We start from the raw sequence: 21,813 nt of genomic DNA, 5'->3' as shown, positions 1-21,813 counted from the left end.
TGTAGCTGGTAACAATACCTTGCTCCTTTAACTCTTTTCCCTGCCAGGTAACCTGCGACATTTTTCTGTTATCCATCGATTGGGTTCCGGCGAGCGAGATGGTCTCTGCAACATTATCCACAACCGTAAGCAGTGGTTCCGGTGAGGCTCCCATCCAGCATCCCACCTCTGGAATGTTAAACAGGTAAACAAAGGCATCGGGGTAGGTGTCAGTAAGAGAACTAAAAATTGTAGTAATCTCCTCTGTGGGCCTTCGCGGTTGCAGTTTAATGCGCGAGAGTACAGCCTTGGTTATATGCCCTTTGGTAATTTCGGTTTGCATGGCCCTTACCTGATCTTCAAACTCCTGCTCGGTTGATTCATAAAGGCTCTCGGATGGAAGTGGTTCAACGCCATCCGATGCGGTTACTTGCGACAGGGTATGCAATATCTCCTTCACCGTTTTATGGCTGGTGTGAACCATGTTTGGTTCAATTACGTAGGTTGGCCCTGTTTGGCTGAATGGTGATGCTACAAATCCTTCAACGTTATCGAGTGCCGAAAGACTGGTAAGTTTTTGCGGTTGCTTTGAGTGCTGAATGAAGGTGGTAATGCGTCCACTTTGGGGCTCATGAAATGAGGCAAATGGAATTCCTTTGCTGAAGCAAATCTGGTGTAAATGCTCAAGGGTAGCCTCCTCGCAATATTCTCTTTCTACTTTCACCTACTTCTTCCCTTTCTCTATAATCATGTTGGTAATCCGTCCCACCATAACCTTTCGGCCCTGCTCGTCTTCAATGCTGATGCTCCACACGTGCGTCCGTTCGCCGCGATGGAGTAGCGTTGCCGTAGCCGTAACTAACCCCTTTCTCACGCTGGCCAAATGGTTTCCATTAATTTCAACCCCTACGGCCGTATATTTCTCTTGGTCGATTAGTAGTATTGATCCTGCACTTCCCACCGACTCAGCCAGCGCCATAGATGCACCTCCATGAAGAATACCGAACGGTTGAACCGTGTGGCTGTCGACGGGCATGGTTGCCCTAACAAACCCCTCTTCGGCCTTGGTATACACAATGCCGAGGGTTTCCATTAGCGTGTTTTTGCAAAGTGTGTTTAGCTTGGTGAGCAAATCTTCCATCAGCCAATTTTTATAGTCAAAACAGCTGTCCGCTCAATCTGTTCATGCGGTAACAGCCAATTATTTCTTTTCAGCAGCGCCAGCGTAACCGGTGATGATTGTTTCAAAATTCGCAGCTAAAATAATAAATCCCTCGCGGTTGTGGATGGTCGCAATGAAAATCTCTACTAACTTACTAGGGGTTTATGGTCCAAGTTACAACTCTTTTGCGGTAGAAAAAGGAAAAGCCCCACTCGGTGGGAGCAGGGCTTTTATGGAGTTTTGTTATGTGCTAGTGATGAATGTTAGCCACAGCGTTACGGTCATGTTTATACTTGAATACCAATGGGAATACAAGTGCTAAAACAAGAGCGTAGGCGGCAAATACCATCCAAATGTCGTGCCAATTTCTTGTCAAAACTTCATGGGTGGTTGGGTTGTAAGTAGTGAAGATATCTACAATTTTACCGCTGGCAAATCCTCCAATAATGGCACCCAGTCCGTTGGTCATAATCATGAAAAGTCCCTGAGCACTTGCTCTAATGTTAGGGGCAACCTCCTGCTCCACAAATAGTGAACCGGAAATGTTGAAGAAGTCGAAGGCCATACCATAGATGATCATGGAAAGAACCAGCAGTATCAAGCCATGTCCGGGGTTACCAATGCCAAAGAGACCAAAGCGGAATACCCACGCAAACATGCTCATCATCATTACCTTTTTAATGCCAAACCGGCTGAGGAAGAAGGGGATGGTGAGGATGAACAATGTTTCTGAAATTTGCGATACCGACATCAGTAGGTTGGGGTGCGTTACTGCAAACGATGACTTATACATTGCATCCATGCTGAAGGAGTCGAGGAATGAACCTCCAAAGGTGTTGGTTATCTGTAGGGCTGCTCCCAGCAGCATGGCAAAGATGAAGAAAACGGTCATCTTGCGTTGTTTGAAAAGCACAAATGCATCTAATCCCAGAGCCGAAACAAGTGAACCCTTTTTGTTTGATTTAGATGGAGGGCAAGCGGGCAAGGTGAAGGCATATACTCCCAGTGCAATGGCAGTGATGGCTCCAACGTAAAATTGAATTGGACTTCTTGCCCAGCCAAACAGGTCAACTACCCACATGGCTGCAATAAATCCAATGGTTCCCCACACGCGGATGGGAGGAAAAACCTTTACTACGTCGTAGCCTTTTTGAGCCAGAATATCGTATGAAACGGTGTTGTTCAAAGCAATGGTTGGCATGTAGGTCATGAGGTAGAGCAGCATGATCCAGAACAGCATGTTTGGATCGGAGATGGTTGATGCATAGAAGAGTAGCACGGCGCCAATAATGTGACATAAACCTAATACTCGCTCTGCATTCATCCATCTGTCGGCCACAATGCCAAGTAGTCCCGGCATAAATAGCGAGGCAATACCCATTGTTGCAAATATGCCTCCTATTTGTTCTCCAGAAAAATGAAGGGTGCCACCAAGATATCCACCCAATGAGATAAGCCATGAACCCCATACAAAGAACTGCAGGAAGTTCATTATTGTAAGACGATTTTTAATGTTCATTGTAAATCTCTTTTTTTGAAGTAGGTTATTAAAATGAAAGGGTGTTAAAAGTAGTAAGAAATTCAAATTGCAGAAGGAAAATCTGTTTTTTTCTGAACTATTTTTGAGTTGAGCTGTTTGAAGCCCTTCTGTTTGCGCCCCTGCATTGGGTTGAATTCTTTTTTAAAAATTTTTCCGGCGATTGCGGTGCAGGCAGCTTACGGTTCGTTGAACATCTCTTGTGCGTGCACCGCTTACGCTAGGGGGGCTTTTAAACCGGGGGTTGGCACCCCCGGCTACAAGCATGCCACCTCTTCGAGGTGGTTTCCATTGGCCAAATTTGTTGCCCCCGCCATTTTTTAACTTCCTTGATTTCCTTGATCTGTCAATGGCCCAATACCTTCGCATTAAATTCATCAACCTTCATCTACCTTCTTTTAACTCCATCCCATTCTTTTTTAAAAATTTTTCCGGCGGTTGCGGTGCATGCAACTTGCGGTTCATTGAACACCATTTGTGCGTGCACCGCCCTTGCTAGTTGGGGTTTCTGACCCATGGCTGAAGCCATGGGCTATGTGTCTTCTTAGGATAGGTTAGTTTTATGATGAATGATTTTTCCTCCTTACATACGGTCACATTCTTTTAATCTTTTAACTCCCTCTAACTTCATTTAACTCCCTTATATTCTTCTTTATATCCTTATGGTTATTGCGGTGCATGGAAGTTGTGGTTCATTGAACACCATTTGTGCGTGCACCGCCCTTGCTAGTTGGGGTTTCTGACCCATGGCTGAAGCCATGGGCTATGTGTCTTCTTAGGATAGGTTAGTTTTATGACGAATGATTTTTCCTCCTTACATACGTTCACATTTTTTTTGACTTCTTATAACTCCCATTTAACTCCTTCTAATCCGTCAATGGCCAGATCTCCGCTGCGCTATGACTTCCTCTACCTTCTTATAACTTCATTTAACTCCCTCTAACTTCCTCTTCTTATTTTTTGCTTTTCAGAACATTTTGTCGGAAATTTAGTCACGTGAATGTTTTTGCCTGAACCGGGTTCTCATGTTTTTGGAAGATTGGCGTTGATTCTAACTTCAGAACATATAGCGTATGTTGGTAAAAACCTTTGGTAGCGCCGTGTATGGCATTAAGGCTACCACCATCACCATTGAGGTAAACATAGGGCAGGGGATAAACTTCTTCATTGTTGGGCTACCCGACAACGCGGTTAAGGAGAGCCACCAGCGTATGCTTTCGGCCATCCAAACCTGTGGCTTTCACTGGCCTGGCAAGCGCATCGTTATCAATATGGCACCCGCCGATATTAGGAAGGAGGGTTCTGCCTACGATTTACCCCTTGCCGTTGGTATTCTTGCCGCAACGGACCAGGTAAAGGCGCAACACCTCGAGGAGTTTGTCATCATGGGCGAACTCTCGCTCGATGGCAGCATCCATCCAATTAAGGGCGTGCTACCCATCGCCATCAACGCTCGTGACGATGGATTTAAAGGACTTATTCTTCCTAAAGCCAATGCTCGAGAGGCAGCGGTGGTAGCCGGTTTGGAGGTTTATGGGGTGGAAGATATACGGCAGGTGGTGGATTTTCTCAGCGACCGTGGTTCAATAGAACCAACCATAGTGGATACCGAGGAGGAGTTTGCCACCCACGCCAACAGCTACGACGTCGATTTTTCGGATGTCAAAGGTCAGGAGAACGTGAAGCGTGCCTTGGAAATTGCCGCCGCTGGTGGCCACAACATCATCATGGTTGGCCCTCCCGGTGCTGGAAAAACCATGCTGGCGAAGAGGCTTCCAACCATCATTCCACCATTAACGCTCGAAGAGGCGCTCGAAACCACCAAGATACATTCGGTTGCAGGAAAAATTGATGGTAACACATCCCTTATGACTCGCCGTCCATATAGGTCACCTCATCATACCATTTCTGACGTTGCTCTAGTTGGTGGAGGTACCTTTCCTCAACCGGGTGAAATTTCGTTGGCTCACAACGGCGTTCTTTTTCTCGACGAGCTGCCGGAGTTTAAGCGCACCGTGCTGGAGGTGATGCGTCAGCCGTTGGAGGATAGGATGATTACCATTTCTCGCGCTAAGTTTACCGTGGAGTATCCGGCCAACTTTATGCTGGTAGCCTCCATGAATCCTTGTCCCTGCGGCTACTACAACCATCCAGACAGGGAGTGCGTTTGCTCGCCGGGTGTGGTGCAGAAGTATTTGAACAAGATTTCGGGGCCGCTTCTCGACCGAATCGATATCCACATTGAGGTGGTGCCAGTTCCTTTTGAGAAGCTCTACGAAGGAAGGCTTTCGGAATCGAGCACGCAGATTCGCGAGCGGGTGGTTAAGGCGCGTAAGGTGCAGGAGCAGCGCTATGCCACGTATAAGGGAATTCACTGCAATGCCCTTCTCTCCTCTAAGTTGCTGCGAAAGTATTGCTCCCCCGATGAGGCAGGAGCAGCCCTACTGAAGAATGCAATGGTAAGGCTTGGCCTCTCGGCACGGGCCTACGACCGTATTCTCAAGGTGTCGCGTACCATTGCCGATCTTGAGGGTTGTGAGTCAATTGAAGCCGCCCACGTGGCCGAGGCTATCCAATACAGAAGCCTCGACCGTGAGAATTGGGCAGGTTAGCTATTTCTATTCTCTTTTTACTTTGCATCGGAGAAGTAGCGCATAAACTGGGCACGCTCATAAACCATTGGCTTTATGAGTTCCGATTGCTTTAGCTTTCCGACTATCGATGAAACGGAGGCGTAGCTGTGCTCGTCAAGCCACTTGTTCATTTCGGCAAGCATCTCCTCAATCACCTGTGCTCCCTTTTTGTAAATCACCGAGGAAATTTCAACGGCCTTGGCACCTACAAGCAAGTTCTTAAGCACCGTTTTCCCATCGTGAATGCCCGTTGTGGCAGCTAGGTCGCAGTTGATTTTTCCTGCCAGAATTCCAAGCCAGCGAATCACCATGGCGTTCTCCTCCGGGTAGCTGTAGATGTGCGATGACACAATCTTCTCGCTGTCGAGGTCAACGTCGGGTTGGTAGAACCGGTTAAATAGTACCAGTCCACCAATGCCAGTGTTGGAGAGCTCCTCAGCAAAGTTGGCAAAGCCGGAGAAGTAGTGGTGAACCTTCAGCGCTAGTGGAATGGATACCTGCTGCTTTACCTTTTCGATAATGTCGAGGTAAACCTGCTCAATCTCCCTTCCGGTAACGCTGGAGTCGGAGGGCATGATGAACATGTTCAGCTCTAGCGCATCGGCACCAGCATCTTCAATTTGCTTGGCAAAGCTGGGCCACTCCTCGCTTGATACGCAGTTGACGCTGGCTATAATGGGGATGTTTACCTTCTGCTTCGCCTCCTTGATAAGCGTGGTATAGTTGCTTAGGTTGTGCCGTTTGGTGTAGAAGCCAATGTAGTTCTCCACATCGGTGTAAGTGTCGAAGCTGTTGTTCATCCGCTGGGAGTCAACGTCCATTTGAATCTGCTCCTCAAAAAGCGATTTGAGAACCACGGCTGCAGCTCCATGCTGCTCAAACCTTACTATCCCATCGATGGAGTCGGTAAGTCCCGAGCTTGCCACAATAATGGGATTTTTTAGCTTCAGGCCAAGGTATGTGGTACTTAGGTCAGCCATACTTTACGTTTTTATACCCGCCGTTGCCGGCGAATTATTAAGTTGTAAATTACCTATTATTGAGGAATTTGTCAATTCCCATCGCTGCTTTATGCCCGTTGGCTATACCATGAATAACATCGGGGCCTTGGATAATGTCACCACCCACAAATAGCCATCCGAGGCTGGATTGGAAGTCGGCATTTACCACAATTCGTCCGCGGTTATCCATCTTCAGATTCTCCTTAATGTTCTCCGGTAGGTAGGTAAGGTCCATTCCCTGTCCGATGGATTCAACCACCATGTCGGCTGCAAAGAAGTTGGTTTGGTTCTCATCGAATTTCGGGCTAAAGCGGCGGTTTTCGTCAAATACGGAAACGCACTTCACCACATTCAATCCTTTGATTTTTCCATCTTCCATCTCAATGCTTACTGGACCCCAGCCGGGTTCAACGATGGCGTACTCTTCACGAGCTTCAATCACCTCTTCACGGTCGGCAGGCATCTCATTCTCCGACTCCAGCGAGGTAGCTAAAGTATCTACCTTCCCAAACTTCTGGTTTTGCAGACGGGCCAGCGAACGGGTAATATCCATGGCCACGTTGCCGCCGCCAATTACCACAATCTTCTTCATTACAGGAACCTCATTGCCCAGCACAATGTCACGAAGCAGGTCAACGGCTTGGTATACGTTGGGATGGTCGGTTCCGGGAATGCGCGTGCTGCGTCCAAGGTGCAAGCCTGTTCCGCTGAATACTGCATCGAACTGCTTGTTTAAATCTTCGAGCGTGATATCCTTGCCAACAGTTACGTTATACTTGATTTCAACTCCTAGTGAAAGGATGTAGTTCACGTCCTTGTCGATGGATTCGTAGGGTAGCCTGTACTCTGGAATACCGTAGCGCATCATACCTCCGGCTTGGGGCAACTTTTCGAAAATGGTACATTCGTAGCCCATGAGCGCAAGGTAGTGCGCCGCCGAAAGTCCAGAAGGTCCCGAACCGATGATGGCTACCTTTTTGCCATTTTTCTGCATGTTTTCGGTTTCCAGAATCTGCTTGTAGTTTTCGGATGGGTTCTGGTCGGCAATGTAACGCTTCAGCCAACGAATGGAGAGCGGATCGCCTTGGTGTCCAACGGAGCATACCGTTTCGCACTTGTGGGTGCAGATGCGTCCACAAATTTCAGGGAGCGGGTTGGTGTCGTATAGAATCCGAAGCCCCTCGTTGAGGTCATCGTTGCGAATGGCTTTGATGTATTCCGGAATACCCATGTGAGCAGGGCAGGTGGCAACGCAGATGCCGCACTCAACACAACGGTCTGCCTCCTCCATTGCTTGTTCCTTAGAGTATCCTTGAACAATTTCGATGAAGGATTTGTCGCGGTTATCTGGCTTTAGCTCGGGCATGTGAGTCCGCTCCTTGCTGTAGAGCTCGTAGTTTGACCCGGGCTTCTTCCATCCAGCCTCCTCGTTGTCCCACTCCTTTTTGTCAACACCGGGAGTGAAGCGAAAAACTTCCGGATCGGTGTCTACCCACTTGAAGTGATTCGATAGCGAGAGTGAGTTGGTGGTGCACATGTCCACGCAGAGGGCACACCAGCAGCAGCGCCCATAGTCAATTCTGGGTCGGAGACCGCTGTCACCATCCTTGGTCTCAATGCCTTCCACCGGCACGAGGTCGATGGCGGCGTTTTGGCAGATGGACTCGCACGTACCACAGCCAATGCAGGTTTCGATGTCGTTCTTGTGAAATCCCCTATACCTAGGTGCCGCCTCACGCTTGAGTGGTTCCTTGATGGTAACCGGTTCTTTTACCAAATTTTTCCAAGCTGTAAATGGGCTCAGTATATCATTTATTTTACTCATGGCTCAAAGAGGTAGAATTAAACACTAGTTGATGCTTACCGCTCAATTTCGGGTGGATAGGTGTGCAGTGACACCATTAATCCAGCCACGTCGGAAATGTTGGTGTTAATTATCATTTTCTCGAGGAGCGCAACAGCGTGCGTGTAGCTTGGTCCTCTAACGTTAATTCTTCGAGGATATTCGCTCCCGTCCGACACCATGTAGTAGCCGTACTCGCCGCGTGAGCACTCAGCGCGTCTGTAGGTTTCTCCCTGTGGCACTTTCCAGTGAAGCACGTTGGGTGTTGGTGCCTTAATGTCGCCTTCGTCTGGAATCCGTGCCATAATTTGACGAATAAGGTCTACCGAAAGGAGAAGGTCGCGTCGTCTTACATCGGCACGAGTGTAGATATCTGAATCCTTACCAACAACCGGTTCAAAGTCGAGTTCGGCATATTTTAGGTAGGGGAAGTCTTTTCGAACATCGTTGGGTACTCCTGCAGCGCGTGCATTAGGTCCAGTTATACCAAACTGGTAAATCCACTCAGGGTCGATGTAGCCCATGCCCACGGAGCGTTTTTTAAATACGGCGTTATTGAACATTACCTTGTCGATGTCCACCATAAAGGTGTCGATGGTTTTTAGCGTTTCCTCCATCCGCTTTCTGAAGCCATCGGGAAGGAGACCTCTAACCCCACCAGGGATAATGTACATGTGGTAAATTCTTCCACCTGTGAGTTCCTCAAAGCGGTCGAGTACCAGGTCGCGGAGGTAGATGGACCACTGCCCGATAACGCCCATGCCAAAGGCACCCGATTGGCCGCCAATCCACATTAGGAAGCTCTGTAGCCTTGCCATTTCCAGCACCAGCGTTCGAAGCCATTGAGCTGCTTCTGGTACTTCAATGCCAGCCAGTTCCTCTAGGCCTGAGGCAAAGCAATACTCGTTAAAGTCGGGTTCCGGAACGGCCACACGGCAAACGATGGGAAAGCATTGGATATACTTTCTCCGCTCCATCAACTTTTCGAAGCCACGGTGTAGGTAGCCTACGTGCGTTTCGCAGTCCATTACCTCATCGCCAAGAACGGTAAGTTCCAGCGACATGTTACCCGTAATTCCGGGGTGTTGAGGTCCGTGCCACAGCTTTAGATACTTGCCAGAGCTGAGATCGACGTCGATTTTTCCATCCTTGTTTTTAGGAGGGAAAAGACTTCTGTCTTCATTTATTTTAAATCGTTTGCTAGTCTTCATTTGGGTAGAGCTTTTTCTTCATGTATTCCCTAGGATCGTTGGTCTCCCTGCCTGGGCGTGGGAAGTAGGTTTCTTCCGAATATTTCTTAGTGTCGAAGTCGCGACGGTATGGAGGAATTTGGTCCCAACCTTCAAGAATAAAGGGTTTGTCGACGCGTGGGCTGCCGGGGAAGTTGATGCCAAACATCTCCCTAAGCTCGCGCTGGTAGGTTGCCGCTTGCTCCCAAAGGTGGTGAATGGAGGTAATCTCCGCCTTCTCCCGGTCGATGAATGTTCTAACGGCAACATCCACCTTCTTGAACGGGTTGCTTAGTAGATAGGTGAGCTGAAACTGGTTCTGCTCAATCCAGTCCACTGCTGTAAGCAGTACTAGGTGCTTGTAGCCCTCGTAGTCGCGCAGGTGGGTAATCAGCGACGCTGCCTTGTCGCTGGGAACCGTCAGCAACGTGAGGTCACTGCGCTGTGCTACAACGTTGGTGATGTCAAACTGCTGAGCTATATGTTCGAAGTTATTTTTCATGGTCATTCCTTTTTTCAAATTTGGCACTACCAGTTATAGTCGGGCATGTCCCAGTCCTTAATGATCTTCTTCTGGTTTGCCTTGTACCAGTCAAACTCCATGGCATACTTATTGGCACCTTCGCCTTTGCCCTCCCTGATGAGCGATTTGAGTTTCTCAAACCCTGCTAGAATGGCCTCTGGACGTGGCATGCAGCCGGCAATGTAGATGTCAACAGGTAGGTAGTGGTCGAGACGGTTAATAGTGTTGTAGCTGTCCCAATACATGCCGCCGTTGATGGTGCAGCTGCCTAGCGCAATCACAAACTTGGGCCCTTGCATCTGCTCGTAGCTACGGATAACGCGCTTGAGCGTCTTTACCGACAGGTAGCCTGAAATCACAAAAACGGACGACTGTCGTGGGGTTGGTCTCCACTGTATGCCAAATCGGTAGGCGTCAAACCGGGGTGTCATGAGCGGACGCATTTCGATTGCGCCGCAGCCGGTGCCAAAGCCCAAAACCCAGAGGGATTCGGAGCGGGCCCAGTTGGCAAACTTCTCGATTATTGCGCTGGCTGGTTTGTGAACCTGCGGCCGGGCGTCACAGAAGTAATCGTTCAACGGGTCAATCTCGATGGGGTTGCCATCGGGTGTCATGACCGTTCTTTTTTCCAATTCGCTCTTACTCATGGTGAATGATATCGAGTGTGATAACTTGTTTAAATGAGGATAATGGCAATAATTCCAAACAGAAGCGGAACGCCAAGGAACCAGCGTACGGACTGGTCGACCCTGAAGCGGGGGAATACCACGCCCACAAATACCGACCACATGTATATGAAGAAGGTTTTGATGATTAGTTCAACCCAGTTGGTTGCACCACCAAATAGCAGGTTCATGTATAAAATGAGCTTGGCAACGGGGAAGATGGCCCGGTTGATCTGTAGCACGCCAAGAAAGCTGGAGTGAAACTCGGTGGGTGGACCGATCGGAATTTCCTGAGGTGCCAGCACCACGTCGAAGGGTGCCCTACCCATTGCTCCCAAGAAGGAGAGCATCAGCGCTATGCCTGCAAATGGGTTGGTCATAATGGTCCAGTGGAAAAATCCGCCCTGCTGTGCAGCCACAATATGGCTAATGTTGAGCGTGTGATACTGCATTGCAATGGAGATAACTCCAAGGGTGAGCGGAAGCTCCAGCGCGGTGGCTTGCGATAATCCACGCGATACACCAATGGCTGAATGGGGATGACTGCTTTCGGCAGCACCCAGCGCCATGCCTAGCACACCAAAAAACTGGAAGTAGAGCACTAGGGTTAGGTCGCCAGCAAAGGAGAAGTTGCCGAAAATTGGGGAGCCGAAAATTACTGGCATAAAGAGTAATAGTCCAATTCCTCCGGTTAGGCGAAATACCGGCGCAATGTAAAACATGGTTCCGTGGGTGATGCTGCTCCGCATGGAGTAGTTCTTAATCAGGTCGATGTAGGGTTGATACCATCTTATGCCGTAGCGTCGTCCTACTCTTGCCCCAATTTTGGGAACAATGCCCTGCACAAGGAGTCCATAGTTGAGCACAATAAAGATTGTCAACAAGGAGTATAGCAGCTTAGTTAGGGTAAAGTCCATTTAGTTTCCTCCCGTAATTATCAAGTAAGCAATTACAATAAATCCAAGAATGTGAATGGCGTACGATTGTCCATTTCCGCTGTATAGCTGGCGAATTTTGTTGGCAACCGACTGAACTCCTTCGGCAACGGAATCCCAAAAGTTGGAAATAACCGGAGCAACCAGAAATCCAAGCGCCCTTCGATATGGTGCAAAAAAGTTATAGGCATAGTGTGTGGTTTCGGGACGGAAAGGCCGTTCACCGGCAAATACAATGTTGAACTGTTTTACCTTTTGGGCCTTACGGTTCATAAACCAAAGCCATGCAAATACGGTTGTAAAGATGCCAACCACGATGTACATCACCATTTTACCATTCCAGTAACCGTATAGGCTTATGGCCAGCTGACCGTGCCATTCGAGTGCCCCGTATGGGAATATGGGTTTGAGCATCTCCCCAATGGGCTTGAGCATTGAGTTTGGTAAGGCCGAAAGCACAAACACTATGAGCAGAATGATGTATTGGGGAACAAGCATCCAAAATGGAGCCTCCTTCACCTGTCGATGCTCATCCTTTAGCTGTCCTAAGAAGATGGAGTGAATGAGCCTAAAGCAGTAGAGGTAGGCCACAATTCCGGCAAAGAATATGACGGCTGCCTGGAAGAACCAACCCTTTTCCATGATGGCATTATAGAGAATCCATTTGCCGCCAAAGCCGGAGAGCGGTGGAATACCAGCAATTACAATGATGCCAATGAGCACCGATACAAAGGTGAACGGCATTCGCTTAATTAGTCCACCCATGCGGTACATCTCCTTGGTTTTAACCCGCATTACTACACCACCGATGGCGAGGAAGAGCATGGCCTTAAATAGGAAGTGGGTTATGGAGAGCGATATGGCGGCTAACCAGCCAAGGTGATTCATCAGTGTTAGGCCAAAAAGTGCATATCCTAGGAAGCCAATGCTGGAGTATGCCAGCAGACGCTTGGCATCTTCCTGGAATGCAGCCATCATATTGCCCATTAGCGCGGTTATGGCACCTACCCAGCTGAGCACGTAGAGTAAATCTACCTTGCCAAAGTGCTGGTCGCCCATTCCCAAAAAGAGGAGAACGAGACCAAATATCCCAGCCTTCAGGAGAATGGCTGAAACCATAGGCGATACATCAGCCTCTGCTTCGGCGTGAGCACCCGGTAGCCATATGTGCAGACCAATGGATGCCGTTTTGGTCATAAAGCCAATTGCCAGTAAGGTAAAGGCGTAAGGTGCATAAAGCTGCACGTGGCTAAGTATGGAAAGGCTGTTGGTAAGTTGTCCTATCTGAACAATACCAAAACCAGCGATTATCATATAGGCCCCGCCAAGGGAGAATAGCATGTAGCTATAGGCATGCTCCATCGATTTTTTACCTCGAATAATGAGGAAGTAAGAACCAGCGGTCATCAGCTCCCATGCAAAGAAGAATTCCAGCGTGGTTTTAGCCTCCAGCAAGCCAACTAGCCCCACAAACATCATCATTGCAAGTGGGTAAAAGCCGAGTCGCTTACCCTTAAAGGTGTAGCCAGCAATAAGTGTGATTATGCCACCTCCCACAAAAATGAGGAGGAACACAAAGTGAAGACCATGGAAGTTGTTGTAGTTGGTGGCAAAATACCAACCCATGGCACCAATGGCAAGGGTATTCTTGATGTATACGTGTAGAAAATCGAGGAGGAAGAGCGCGGCCACAAATCCCAGCGCTAGGTAGTTGAACACCCCTTCACTCTTCATTAAGGTTGAGGTGTAGATGCCAGCAGCGTATGCAGCGATGGCAAAGAGCACCACGGGAATTATCTTGTTGAGCGGAATAGCAATTTTTTTCTCCTCATCGGTGGTTTCCCACTTTATGGCGTAGCCCAACCAGCGGAACAGGTAAACGCCTTCGAAGAATGAGGCAAATAAGATGGCTGCAACATAACCAAACTGCTGTGCTTGCGATAGGCTCATTATAAGCTCCCACTTACCAAAGAAGGAGGGGAAAGGTGGGAATCCAAGCAGAAGGAAAATAAAGGTGCCCATTAGGAGGAGCATGAAACGCTTGCTTTTTAGTATGCCCCAATCCTTCAGCTTCTCCGCTTTTACAATGCCAGCCAACCAGAAGAGTCCTGCCTTGGCGAGGTAGTGCGAAACGAGAATGGATATGGCTATGAATTCAGTCTTGTCACCAAGGAAAGGCTTTAGCCCGGCAATGGCCAAGAGGAGTCCCATCTGCCCAATGGAGGAGTAGCCCAGCAGTCGACGAGTGTTGTCCTGCTTAATGCCCAGTAGGTTTGACCCCAAAAAGGTTAGCAGTCCAATTACTGTGGCCGCCTGGTAGTAGATGCTGCCACCCATATCCAGAACTTTGGTGGCAACAAAGAATGCTGCCGTGGCCGATGCTGCTGAGAACATGGCCCCAACACCCGGTTTTGCTCCTTCATAAAGGTCGAGTGCCCAACCGTTAGCCGGGAAAGGTTTCATCTCAAGAATAATGGAGATGAGTATGAGGAAAACGGCAACGCCGCCTCCGCTTACCGCCATAATGTTGGAGTGGAGCAGCACATCGATGTTGAGGGTGCCGGCAAAGTAGTAAGCAAAGGTTATCCCTAGCAGCAGCATGCTGGAGATAATTCCTGTTGCGATAAGGTATTTGAAACCAGCCTGAGCTGCTTTATCTTCCTTCCCTAAAATTACCAACCCGGCAGTTGCAATGCTTACCACCTCCATAAAAACAAAGAGGTTGAAAATATCGCGGGTCATTATCATGACGTTGAGCCCCATGATAAATACCAAAAACACAATCATGGTGTATATGCCTTGCTTTCGAAGGGTGTTGTAGAGGTATAGCCCGCCAAGCAGCCCCGCAATGTTGATGAGCGTGGTAAAGAAGGCCTCACCTCTGCCCATGAGCAGGTTGATGGAGTAGGGTGGCCGAAAGCCTGCCGTTAATATTTGGGCAGGTGCTCCACCCATCAGGATGGCGAATAGCCACTGGAGCGAAATTGCAGAGGCAAGCGCCACTCCCAGCAGCATAACAATGGCTGAGAGGTGGCTGTTGGCCTTCTTGAGAAATCCAAGGGCAAAAGCAGTTCCCAGCGTAATGGTGATTATATGTATCGGTGAAATCATCACTTGCTTATTTTTAAAGGTTATGCTACCATTTCAAATCCTTGAACTGGTCAATGTCCAGCGTCTGTTTGCTCCTGTATAGCTTAAGGGCGTAGGTAAGCATGAGTGCTGTTACCCCCAGCCCAATCACAATGGCGGTAAGAACCAACGCTTGTGGAACTGGGTCTACTACGCGGCTGGAGGCATCTGCTGCGCTAACCGTGCTGTCGATAATGGGAGCAGTGCCACCTTTAATGTAAGCTATGCTAACCAGTATCACGTTGAGACCAGTGTCGAAAATGGTGAACCCCAGAATTATCTTAATCAGATTTTTTCTGGTCAAAATTCCCCAAATCCCAATGAGAACTAGTAGAAAACCTGTGGCGAGGCTGATGTATTCCATGGTCGTGCAGGATTATATTTCGTTTTGTACTTCGTTAAAGTCGCCCAAAAGGTTGGATAGCTCAGAACCTACCTTGAGCCCAATGAAGGAGTAGATAATTGGTATGGCGCCTGCGCTGAGCAGCGAACCCAACTTCCCCATTTCCATAATTCGGTTGTCGAGAAATCCTCCTGCTAGGATAATTCCTATGATTCCAACTACTACAAATCCAACGCCCGATATGCTCTCGAGAACGGTGAAGAGCGTCCGGTTTATCTTCATATTGGGGTTTGAGAGTAGCAGTAGAACCACCGACGATGCAATTACTGCGCCCCCCTGAAAACCTCCACCGGGAGTGAGGTGTCCGTTTATCATGATGTAAATGCCGAACATAATAAATACTGGAACCAGCACCTTGGTGGCTGTGGCAAGAATTTCGCTTGTTTCCCGAACGGCTCGTTGCTCCTTTGGCTTAACCTTTCCTTTCATAAAGAAGCCCACAATGGAGGCGGTGATGAAGAGTATGGTTACCTCTCCAAGCGTGTCGAATCCGCGGTAGGTTACCACCACTGCCGTAACCAAGTTCGCCGAATTTACGGCGTTGATGTTCTCCTCTGCAGTGTAGTAACTGGCAAGCTGGTTTGGCTTCTCTGTTCCATGGTAGTTGCTGAATAGTCCGTAGAATATTGCAGCAAGGCCGGCCAGTAGCACGATAATAAGGCTATTGCGTATCATTTTCTCTCTTGATTTTATTGAGGACGTAGAAGAAAATTATCGTAGAAAGACCGCTGCCAATGGCTGCTTCGGTCATAGCCACATCGGGTGCAGCAAGCACGAGAAATAGCACAGAGGCAAAAAGGCTCACGCTACCGGCTGCAATAACTGCCACCGACAGCTTTGGGTGGTGGATGGCCATTACCGCTCCAACCAGCATCACCAAGCTGAGGATTAAGGTGAGGATTAAGTATATCATAGCAACATTCATTTGTTTGCGTTATCGGTTTGCTCCAGCTGGTCGTTGTCGCGCTTCAGGTCATCGGCTACGGAAACAGGTGTTAGAGGAATGCCAATGTGGTGAGCCGCTCTGGCCAGCACATGCGATGAGATGGGGTTGGTAATGAGCACAAATAGTATGAGCGTTACTACCTTGCCAATCCATCCCGGCATAAGAAAGCCAATGCCCATAAATATTAGAATGGTGCCAAGCGTAGAGGCCTTGGTGCTGGTCTGTATTCGGGTGTAGAAGTCGGGCATGCGGAGTAATCCAACCGAGGCCAGCAGTAGGAAAATTGACCCTGCTAGTACCAGTAATGCTCCAATTAGTTCCATATAGTTCATCTTGTATCTTCTTGTAAGTGTTAGAGTCCCTTTTCGAAGTATCGGGCAACAATCAGAACGCCCAAAAAGCTTAGCAGACCGTAAACTATAGCCACATCGAGGTAGATAATTCGGCCAGTTAGGTAGGTTATCAGTCCAATAATGGCCACCGAGGTTACGGTCATTACGTCGAAAGCCACCAGCCTATCAGCGCTAGTTGGCCCCTTAATAAATCGTATGAGCGACAGCAGTATGCTGAGAATGGCTATGAACAGAGCCACAGTCAATATCACGTTAACCATAAATTACCTCCAGATATTTTTCAAATTTTCTAACAAGCGCAATAGTTGCCTCCTCCGTGTTGGTGGTGGTAACGTCGAGGCAGTGAATGTAAAGCATCTCTTCCCGCATCTCCACCGTAAATGTGCCCGGGGTAAGGGTAATGGAGTTGGCCAGTATCATGCGAGCCATGGGCGACTTAAGGGTAGTTTTAGCCTCAACTATGCCTGGGTTAATCGGCATTTTTGGCGAAATTACCCGTCGGGCCACGTCGAGGTTGGAGAGCAGCAGATCCTTGGCAAATACCACCAGGTAGATAATGGTGTAGAGAAATGCTGCAGGAGTTAGCCGGATGTCGGAGAAGACCTTCAGCTGTGGTGCCGAGAATGCTGCAATGACCAGCGCCAATGCCGCTCCCGTTATCCACACTATGGGATCGAAGGTGTTGTTGAGCAGCCCCCAAATTATGAGAAGGATTGCAAACAGCACCACACCGTTTTTGAGTTGTTTCATTTTGCTGATTGTTATATGGTATACTTATCTATGGTTCTTTGAACAAGGGCACGAAGTTCCTGCAGGTGTTCAATGGTAGTTTCCTTGGAGTAAACTCGTATGAAATCATCCAGTCCGTACCGGCTGTGCATGGCTGCTTGGGCAAAATCGAAGTTGCTAAAACCGGGCGTTTGCTTTACCTCCATTACAATTTTTTCGAAGTCGGGCCATTTCAGAAATTTAGAGATATGAAAGTATTTGCAGTCGAGATTTTTGTTGCTTGTCCATAGGCCGTCGGCAATGTTTTTCAGCTCAAAAAACTTGTAGACATTCACCATGCTGATGTAGGGCGCAATTGGCTGGTTCTTCGAAAAGGTAACCCCGTAGAGGTTGAATAGGGATATGATGTCCGCAACGGAAGATTCCTCCGAGAGCATAACCCGAATGGCCGACTGAAACTTGTTGTAAAGGGTTAGTCTTCCTGGGCAGGCGTCAAATTCTCGATGGTATGTTTGCCTCAGGCTTTTGGTGATTCTGAATATATGCTCACTGTTGTCCGTTGAGGGCTGGTCAACACCAAGGTAAACATAGGTGGGCTTTGAATCGAGGGCGTTTGAACCTTCGTACCCGGGAAATGGTTTAGTTACAGATAGAATCAGTGAATCATAGCTGGCAAATGCGGCCTCGGTAGTGAGCTGCTCTTGCTTAGTTATGTATCCGTAGGTTTGAATATTCTGCTTTGAACTTACCTCCATTTTCAAGATAAATTATGGGGTGCAAGTTACATGCGGATAGAAAATTAACTAGTTTTGCGCCGCAAACATGAAGCAAGGTATATATATAAATATGGCTGTTAGCCAGTAGACAAATATCTACTTTTTTCATGCTGTGCATCTAATTACTTCTTACATTAGCCATTGCAAACAATTTGAGAACATGAGCAACACCAATGTCGCCAATTGTATCTTTTGTCAATCGAAGTCGGAGTGTTTCAAGAAGTTGGGACACGATGAGCTTGGCCTTGTTGATCAGAGCAAGGTGGAGATTTCGTTTAAGAAGAAGGAGATAATTGCCAAGCAGGGAGTGTTTGCCTCTCACGTAATGTATATCAAGCAAGGATTAGTGAAGCTATACCTTGAGGGAGATTCTGGCCATAACGATGTAATTATTAATTTCTTTCCACCAGGTGAAATTATTGGACTTTCCTCCGTTTACGGCAAAAGTACGTTCGATTTTTCCGTAGCCGCGGTGGAGGATTCTACCCTTTGCCTCATCGAGATAAACGTGGTAAGGAACCTTATACAAACCAATGGCGAGTTTGCTAGCCAGCTTATTCGACGAATAAATGAGACCACCCTGTTTGCCTATCGGCTGCTTTACGATATGACCAATAGGCAGATGAATGGCCGAATTGCATCAGCGCTGCTGCACTTGGCTAAGGATGTGTTTAAGTCGAAGCGGTTTAAGATGACGTTGTCGCGCAAGGATTTGGCAGAGTTTACGGGAATGTCCACCATGAGCGCCATCCGCGTGCTTAACGACCTTAAGAGCGATGGGGTTATCAGCGATACGGAAGGTGTTATCGAAATACTCAACCTCGATGCGCTGGAAATGATCAGCCGAACGGGCTGATACTAGAGTAATATCTTCATCTGTTTTGTGTATTCGTAGCCAACGGCGAACATCTCATCGGCCTTGCTTACGTCCCAAATCTCAAAGTTTGTGAGCTCTCTAGGCTCAATAAGTACGTCACACTTTTCTACTGTGTGCTCGGTGCTGGCGTTTACCATTAGGTGAAAGGTGCGGGTGGCAATCTGCACCAGGTTGCCAATTTTATCCAGGTGCTGAAAGGGGGTGACGTGCACGGCAATAATCTTGTCGCACTTGCCCAGTAGCGGAGCCACTGGCAGGTTGTCGAAAACGCCCCCGTCGGCATAAAGATTTCCGTTAATTTTTACAGGTGCAAACACCACCGGTATGGAGGCAGAGGCGGTTATGATGGTTGAGAGTGGTCCCTGGTTAAAATACTCTATGCGCCCTGCATTGAGGTTTGACGCAGCTGCGAAAAAAGGTATTCGAAGGTCCTTTAAATCCTTAACGGTAATATTTTCATCCAAGGTCTTGGTGATGTGGTCGATGCTCATCAGGCCGGTCATGGGCAGGTGAATGGAGGGGAAGCTGAAGAACTTGGTGTGCTTAAACAGCTCATGAATGGCGTCGGGAGTTTTTCCATCAGCCAAAAAAACACCAGCCAGTGCGCCCGCGCTCACGCCAGAAATCATATCGGGAAAGATATTCTTCTCGTAGAGTGCCTTCACCACGCCAAGAAGGGCGAATCCACGTGCGCCGCCACCGCCAAGAACCAAGCCAATTTTGCTCATCGAATTTTTCGTTTGATTTGAAGTGATTAAGGTAGAAAAAATTTGGTAACCCAATGTTGAGATAGGCTCATTTTGTAATGGATTAGAGATGCAAATCATTATGCCGCACCATTTGGTGATCTTCCCTGAATTCCTCTAACATCGCTTTCGCGGGATCTTCGCTGCGCTACGACTTCTTGTAACCCCTTCTTATTCCCCTTGTATCATTGCTGTGCGGGGTAACTAAAGTGCCTTGAACACTAAACCAATGCGCACCGCCTGCTCCTAACAACAATCCATTTCTACAAAGATTGCACCCCGCTGGGGTGCTGGTATTGGAAGGTGGTGCATGGCAGCCGGGAAGATTTTGATGCCATTTGATCGTGCACCGCTCTCTCAGGCTAAGATATCAAGCCCCGCTGAGGCGCGGGGTAATTTAACCGAAATAGCATGTTTATCCTATATCTACTAAACGTTCATTCCCCAAAACGCTACGTTAAAAAAACGCCTACAACTTTATAATGATGCAGCAAGTATATTGTCTTAGCGGTTTGCGGCTGTAAAGAAGCCAACCCCAGCCAGCAAAGCAACGGAAGAAATTGGCATGAAACTAAAACTTTAAACAAAATGAAGAAGCTAACTTACTTAATTACAATGATGCTAATGGTTGCACTGATGAGTGCAAGCTGCTCTAAGAAGGATGATGCTGTTAATCCTACTCCTCCTCCTACCCCTACCAACCCTATGGTGGCTCACATCGTGGGCAAGTGGATTAATACCGCTACCTACTACGATGGTCAATTGAGTAATGTGGTAGGACAACGTCAATTTGAATTTATTCTGAATGGTAATGCTATTGAAACAGATAGAATTAATTCTGCAATGCACTACGTATATACTTCTTGGACGCTTAGCTCAGATAATACAACACTAACTCTATCTAATGGTCAATATGATTCTCAAGTATTCACCATTGCATCATTGCCATTAGAACCAGATTACAATACAATGGCGTTAGATTTAAGCGGTGGTGGACATACATTTCGATATGTATTGAGCAAGCAATAGTAACCATCCATAGTATTTTAAAAAACCTCGAAGTAATTTCGAGGTTTTTTATTTTAAATCACACCAAAGTCCGATAGCATTTTTATGCAATCATTCCCATACATGCCCTTAAACAGGTAGGCACTTCTATTATCTGTGCTAGAAATATATGTATTATACGGATATGTATAGGCGTTTGGTGACCTATCCCACTCATCCCAACCAAAGGCATTGTAGGTTCGTCCATCGGTATTGCTTGAAAAGTACGAACTTCTTTCCTTTACTTTTGCATACTTGTAATAGTTTGGTGTAAGTTGAATGTCAAATTGATTTTTATAACCATTAACATCTTTTTCTGACCCCCCATTCCACCTAGTAACATTAATACCCTTTAAATCTACTTGAAGCAGCTTAGAAAGTTCCAGCTTAGGTAGGTTAATAAATGCTGTTTGAAACGCATCACCCTTCAATAAGAACTTAGTATTAACTAAACCTGCAAATATTTTCTGCTGGTTATCGGTAACAAAGTTAGGTGAACCACCCTCAAAATCGTTATGGTAAACATCGGCATAGTTAAGATGGTTGCCATATGACCAACCGTATTGTGGAAACATCAGGCAGAAGTTCAGCCACTGTCCACCAAAGAATGTATCTGCACTATATGCTGGAAGGCTGGAATTAAAATTAACGACATTGGGCGAGAAATTATACTTATAGTATGTTGGAGTTGTGCTGCTGCCACTATATGGCTGTACAAGATAATTTTGGTTATCCGTTTGTTCTGATTGAACGACCCAATCCAATCCTGCGGTTTTAAACCAAGCACCAGCAATTTCAGCATAGTTATAGCCAACACCACTACTATTAGTGAAACTGTTTTCAAAATTCTGACCACCAGCACCACTAGCACCCCACTTGGTTGGATAGAATTGTGCAACACTATAAATGCTACCACCGCTGAATTCCTGATACTCTCTTCTCCATGCATTATTGTTTGCGGTAATGTATTCTGGGGGATAAATACCATTAGGATTGTCTTGATTAGTATCACTCAGTAAACCAACACTTTGTGGTATTTTAAACCAGCCACGTGCCTTATATTCATTATCATGACCAAAAAATTTGTGTGACCAACCAGAATTTTGTGGCAGGTCATTTAAATCTGGATATTCAATAAGTATCATACCAAAGAATTTGGTAAATACACCGCTAGGCGAATTCTCATCAATATACACGTCTTGACCATTTTCATCAGTAATTACCTTAGCTCTATTGCAGGGTATGGTTAGAAAAAAATTACCATTTTCATTATATTCGAAATATTCCGTATCTGATAGTT

Annotated in this window: 22 protein-coding genes; 3 read left to right on the top strand and 19 right to left on the bottom strand. The window is 47.2% G+C overall.

Annotated features, from left to right (window positions below; translation table 11 throughout):
* From VMW01_07440 to VMW01_07430, 3 genes are all read right to left on the bottom strand, one after another.
* Nucleotides 1-703 (bottom strand): chorismate-binding protein (locus VMW01_07440; GenBank protein ID HUW06078.1); only part of this gene is annotated, 703 nt, incomplete at its 3' end.
* On the bottom strand, nucleotides 704-1,120 hold the full coding sequence (locus VMW01_07435; GenBank protein HUW06077.1) for a hotdog fold thioesterase: 417 nt from the start codon (nucleotides 1,118-1,120) through the stop codon (nucleotides 704-706).
* A gap of 271 nt (nucleotides 1,121-1,391) precedes the next feature.
* Complete coding sequence (locus tag VMW01_07430) at nucleotides 1,392-2,660, bottom strand: nucleoside permease (protein ID HUW06076.1); 1,269 nt, start codon at nucleotides 2,658-2,660, stop codon at nucleotides 1,392-1,394.
* 1,091 nt (nucleotides 2,661-3,751) lie between these two features.
* Here VMW01_07430 and VMW01_07425 point away from each other — a divergent pair.
* Nucleotides 3,752-5,290: a YifB family Mg chelatase-like AAA ATPase gene (locus VMW01_07425; protein HUW06075.1), complete on the top strand. Its 1,539-nt coding sequence runs from the start codon at nucleotides 3,752-3,754 to the stop codon at nucleotides 5,288-5,290.
* Between the two features lie 17 nt (nucleotides 5,291-5,307).
* Here the strand turns inward: VMW01_07425 and VMW01_07420 are convergent, their stop codons facing one another.
* The 14 genes from VMW01_07420 to VMW01_07355 are packed head-to-tail and all read right to left on the bottom strand — an operon-like array spanning nucleotide 5,308 to nucleotide 17,822.
* Complete coding sequence (locus VMW01_07420; GenBank protein HUW06074.1) at nucleotides 5,308-6,291, bottom strand: dihydroorotate dehydrogenase-like protein; 984 nt, start codon at nucleotides 6,289-6,291, stop codon at nucleotides 5,308-5,310.
* A gap of 49 nt (nucleotides 6,292-6,340) precedes the next feature.
* Nucleotides 6,341-8,137 (bottom strand): FAD-dependent oxidoreductase, encoded by a 1,797-nt coding sequence (locus tag VMW01_07415; GenBank protein HUW06073.1) that lies wholly within the window; start codon nucleotides 8,135-8,137, stop codon nucleotides 6,341-6,343.
* 35 nt (nucleotides 8,138-8,172) lie between these two features.
* Nucleotides 8,173-9,366 carry a hypothetical protein gene (locus VMW01_07410; protein HUW06072.1) on the bottom strand — a complete coding sequence of 398 codons (1,194 nt, stop codon included), beginning with the start codon at nucleotides 9,364-9,366 and terminating at the stop codon, nucleotides 8,173-8,175.
* The gene (locus VMW01_07405; GenBank protein ID HUW06071.1) at nucleotides 9,356-9,886 is read right to left on the bottom strand and encodes an NADH-quinone oxidoreductase subunit C; all 531 of its coding nucleotides are present in this window, start codon (nucleotides 9,884-9,886) and stop codon (nucleotides 9,356-9,358) included. Before VMW01_07405 ends, VMW01_07410 begins: the two co-directional genes overlap by 11 nt.
* Before the next feature lie 26 nt (nucleotides 9,887-9,912).
* Nucleotides 9,913-10,554 carry an NADH-quinone oxidoreductase subunit NuoB gene (gene nuoB, locus VMW01_07400; protein HUW06070.1) on the bottom strand — a complete coding sequence of 214 codons (642 nt, stop codon included), beginning with the start codon at nucleotides 10,552-10,554 and terminating at the stop codon, nucleotides 9,913-9,915.
* Between the two features lie 29 nt (nucleotides 10,555-10,583).
* Nucleotides 10,584-11,489, bottom strand: coding sequence for an NADH-quinone oxidoreductase subunit H (locus VMW01_07395; GenBank protein HUW06069.1), 906 nt, complete (start codon nucleotides 11,487-11,489; stop codon nucleotides 10,584-10,586).
* Entirely contained in the window at nucleotides 11,490-14,618 is a 3,129-nt protein-coding gene (locus tag VMW01_07390) for a proton-conducting transporter membrane subunit (protein HUW06068.1), read from the bottom strand.
* A gap of 25 nt (nucleotides 14,619-14,643) precedes the next feature.
* Nucleotides 14,644-15,000 carry a cation:proton antiporter subunit C gene (locus tag VMW01_07385; GenBank protein ID HUW06067.1) on the bottom strand — a complete coding sequence of 119 codons (357 nt, stop codon included), beginning with the start codon at nucleotides 14,998-15,000 and terminating at the stop codon, nucleotides 14,644-14,646.
* Between the two features lie 12 nt (nucleotides 15,001-15,012).
* The gene (gene mbhE / locus VMW01_07380; GenBank protein ID HUW06066.1) at nucleotides 15,013-15,714 is read right to left on the bottom strand and encodes a hydrogen gas-evolving membrane-bound hydrogenase subunit E; all 702 of its coding nucleotides are present in this window, start codon (nucleotides 15,712-15,714) and stop codon (nucleotides 15,013-15,015) included.
* Complete coding sequence (locus tag VMW01_07375) at nucleotides 15,701-15,952, bottom strand: hydrogenase subunit MbhD domain-containing protein (protein HUW06065.1); 252 nt, start codon at nucleotides 15,950-15,952, stop codon at nucleotides 15,701-15,703. The genes mbhE and VMW01_07375 overlap by 14 nt, the downstream gene beginning before the upstream one ends.
* Nucleotides 15,953-15,960: 8 nt before the next feature.
* Nucleotides 15,961-16,317 carry a monovalent cation/H(+) antiporter subunit G gene (mnhG, locus tag VMW01_07370; GenBank protein HUW06064.1) on the bottom strand — a complete coding sequence of 119 codons (357 nt, stop codon included), beginning with the start codon at nucleotides 16,315-16,317 and terminating at the stop codon, nucleotides 15,961-15,963.
* 20 nt (nucleotides 16,318-16,337) lie between these two features.
* Entirely contained in the window at nucleotides 16,338-16,598 is a 261-nt protein-coding gene (locus tag VMW01_07365) for a monovalent cation/H+ antiporter complex subunit F (protein ID HUW06063.1), read from the bottom strand.
* The gene (locus tag VMW01_07360) at nucleotides 16,591-17,088 is read right to left on the bottom strand and encodes a Na+/H+ antiporter subunit E (protein HUW06062.1); all 498 of its coding nucleotides are present in this window, start codon (nucleotides 17,086-17,088) and stop codon (nucleotides 16,591-16,593) included. The genes VMW01_07365 and VMW01_07360 overlap by 8 nt, the downstream gene beginning before the upstream one ends.
* Before the next feature lie 11 nt (nucleotides 17,089-17,099).
* Nucleotides 17,100-17,822 carry a hypothetical protein gene (locus tag VMW01_07355; GenBank protein HUW06061.1) on the bottom strand — a complete coding sequence of 241 codons (723 nt, stop codon included), beginning with the start codon at nucleotides 17,820-17,822 and terminating at the stop codon, nucleotides 17,100-17,102.
* Between the two features lie 181 nt (nucleotides 17,823-18,003).
* Between VMW01_07355 and VMW01_07350 the strand changes: the two genes are divergently transcribed.
* Complete coding sequence (locus tag VMW01_07350) at nucleotides 18,004-18,699, top strand: Crp/Fnr family transcriptional regulator (GenBank protein HUW06060.1); 696 nt, start codon at nucleotides 18,004-18,006, stop codon at nucleotides 18,697-18,699.
* A 2-nt stretch (nucleotides 18,700-18,701) separates the two neighbouring features.
* Here the strand turns inward: VMW01_07350 and VMW01_07345 are convergent, their stop codons facing one another.
* Nucleotides 18,702-19,448: a patatin-like phospholipase family protein gene (locus VMW01_07345; protein HUW06059.1), complete on the bottom strand. Its 747-nt coding sequence runs from the start codon at nucleotides 19,446-19,448 to the stop codon at nucleotides 18,702-18,704.
* 606 nt (nucleotides 19,449-20,054) lie between these two features.
* Between VMW01_07345 and VMW01_07340 the strand changes: the two genes are divergently transcribed.
* Complete coding sequence (locus VMW01_07340) at nucleotides 20,055-20,495, top strand: hypothetical protein (GenBank protein ID HUW06058.1); 441 nt, start codon at nucleotides 20,055-20,057, stop codon at nucleotides 20,493-20,495.
* A 53-nt stretch (nucleotides 20,496-20,548) separates the two neighbouring features.
* On the opposite strand, the gene VMW01_07335 is transcribed toward VMW01_07340, so the two are convergent.
* On the bottom strand, nucleotides 20,549-21,658 hold the full coding sequence (locus VMW01_07335; GenBank protein HUW06057.1) for a hypothetical protein: 1,110 nt from the start codon (nucleotides 21,656-21,658) through the stop codon (nucleotides 20,549-20,551).
* Nucleotides 21,659-21,813 lie beyond the last annotated feature (155 nt).

The organism is Williamwhitmania sp., assembly GCA_035529935.1.
In the GTDB taxonomy this organism is placed as follows: Bacteria; Bacteroidota; Bacteroidia; order Bacteroidales; family Williamwhitmaniaceae; genus Williamwhitmania.
The sequence above is the reverse complement of the archived record's forward strand: the minus strand, read 5'-3'. Positions and strand labels throughout refer to the sequence as shown.

Coding starts and splice junctions, on each gene's coding strand:
- VMW01_07430 (HUW06076.1), bottom strand. CDS start 2,660: ATGAACATTAAAAATCGTCTTACAATAATGAACTTCCTGCAGTTCTTT.
- VMW01_07340 (HUW06058.1), top strand. CDS start 20,055: ATGAAGAAGCTAACTTACTTAATTACAATGATGCTAATGGTTGCACTG.
- VMW01_07405 (HUW06071.1), bottom strand. CDS start 9,886: ATGAAAAATAACTTCGAACATATAGCTCAGCAGTTTGACATCACCAAC.
- VMW01_07335 (HUW06057.1), bottom strand. CDS start 21,658: ATGATACTTATTGAATATCCAGATTTAAATGACCTGCCACAAAATTCT.
- VMW01_07415 (HUW06073.1), bottom strand. CDS start 8,137: ATGAGTAAAATAAATGATATACTGAGCCCATTTACAGCTTGGAAAAAT.
- VMW01_07345 (HUW06059.1), bottom strand. CDS start 19,448: ATGAGCAAAATTGGCTTGGTTCTTGGCGGTGGCGGCGCACGTGGATTC.
- VMW01_07365 (HUW06063.1), bottom strand. CDS start 16,598: ATGGTTAACGTGATATTGACTGTGGCTCTGTTCATAGCCATTCTCAGC.
- VMW01_07410 (HUW06072.1), bottom strand. CDS start 9,366: ATGAAGACTAGCAAACGATTTAAAATAAATGAAGACAGAAGTCTTTTC.
- VMW01_07425 (HUW06075.1), top strand. CDS start 3,752: ATGTTGGTAAAAACCTTTGGTAGCGCCGTGTATGGCATTAAGGCTACC.
- VMW01_07420 (HUW06074.1), bottom strand. CDS start 6,291: ATGGCTGACCTAAGTACCACATACCTTGGCCTGAAGCTAAAAAATCCC.
- VMW01_07385 (HUW06067.1), bottom strand. CDS start 15,000: ATGGAATACATCAGCCTCGCCACAGGTTTTCTACTAGTTCTCATTGGG.
- VMW01_07435 (HUW06077.1), bottom strand. CDS start 1,120: ATGGAAGATTTGCTCACCAAGCTAAACACACTTTGCAAAAACACGCTA.
- mbhE (HUW06066.1), bottom strand. CDS start 15,714: ATGATACGCAATAGCCTTATTATCGTGCTACTGGCCGGCCTTGCTGCA.
- VMW01_07350 (HUW06060.1), top strand. CDS start 18,004: ATGAGCAACACCAATGTCGCCAATTGTATCTTTTGTCAATCGAAGTCG.
- nuoB (HUW06070.1), bottom strand. CDS start 10,554: ATGAGTAAGAGCGAATTGGAAAAAAGAACGGTCATGACACCCGATGGC.
- mnhG (HUW06064.1), bottom strand. CDS start 16,317: ATGAACTATATGGAACTAATTGGAGCATTACTGGTACTAGCAGGGTCA.
- VMW01_07355 (HUW06061.1), bottom strand. CDS start 17,822: ATGGAGGTAAGTTCAAAGCAGAATATTCAAACCTACGGATACATAACT.
- VMW01_07395 (HUW06069.1), bottom strand. CDS start 11,489: ATGGACTTTACCCTAACTAAGCTGCTATACTCCTTGTTGACAATCTTT.
- VMW01_07390 (HUW06068.1), bottom strand. CDS start 14,618: ATGATTTCACCGATACATATAATCACCATTACGCTGGGAACTGCTTTT.
- VMW01_07375 (HUW06065.1), bottom strand. CDS start 15,952: ATGATATACTTAATCCTCACCTTAATCCTCAGCTTGGTGATGCTGGTT.
- VMW01_07360 (HUW06062.1), bottom strand. CDS start 17,088: ATGAAACAACTCAAAAACGGTGTGGTGCTGTTTGCAATCCTTCTCATA.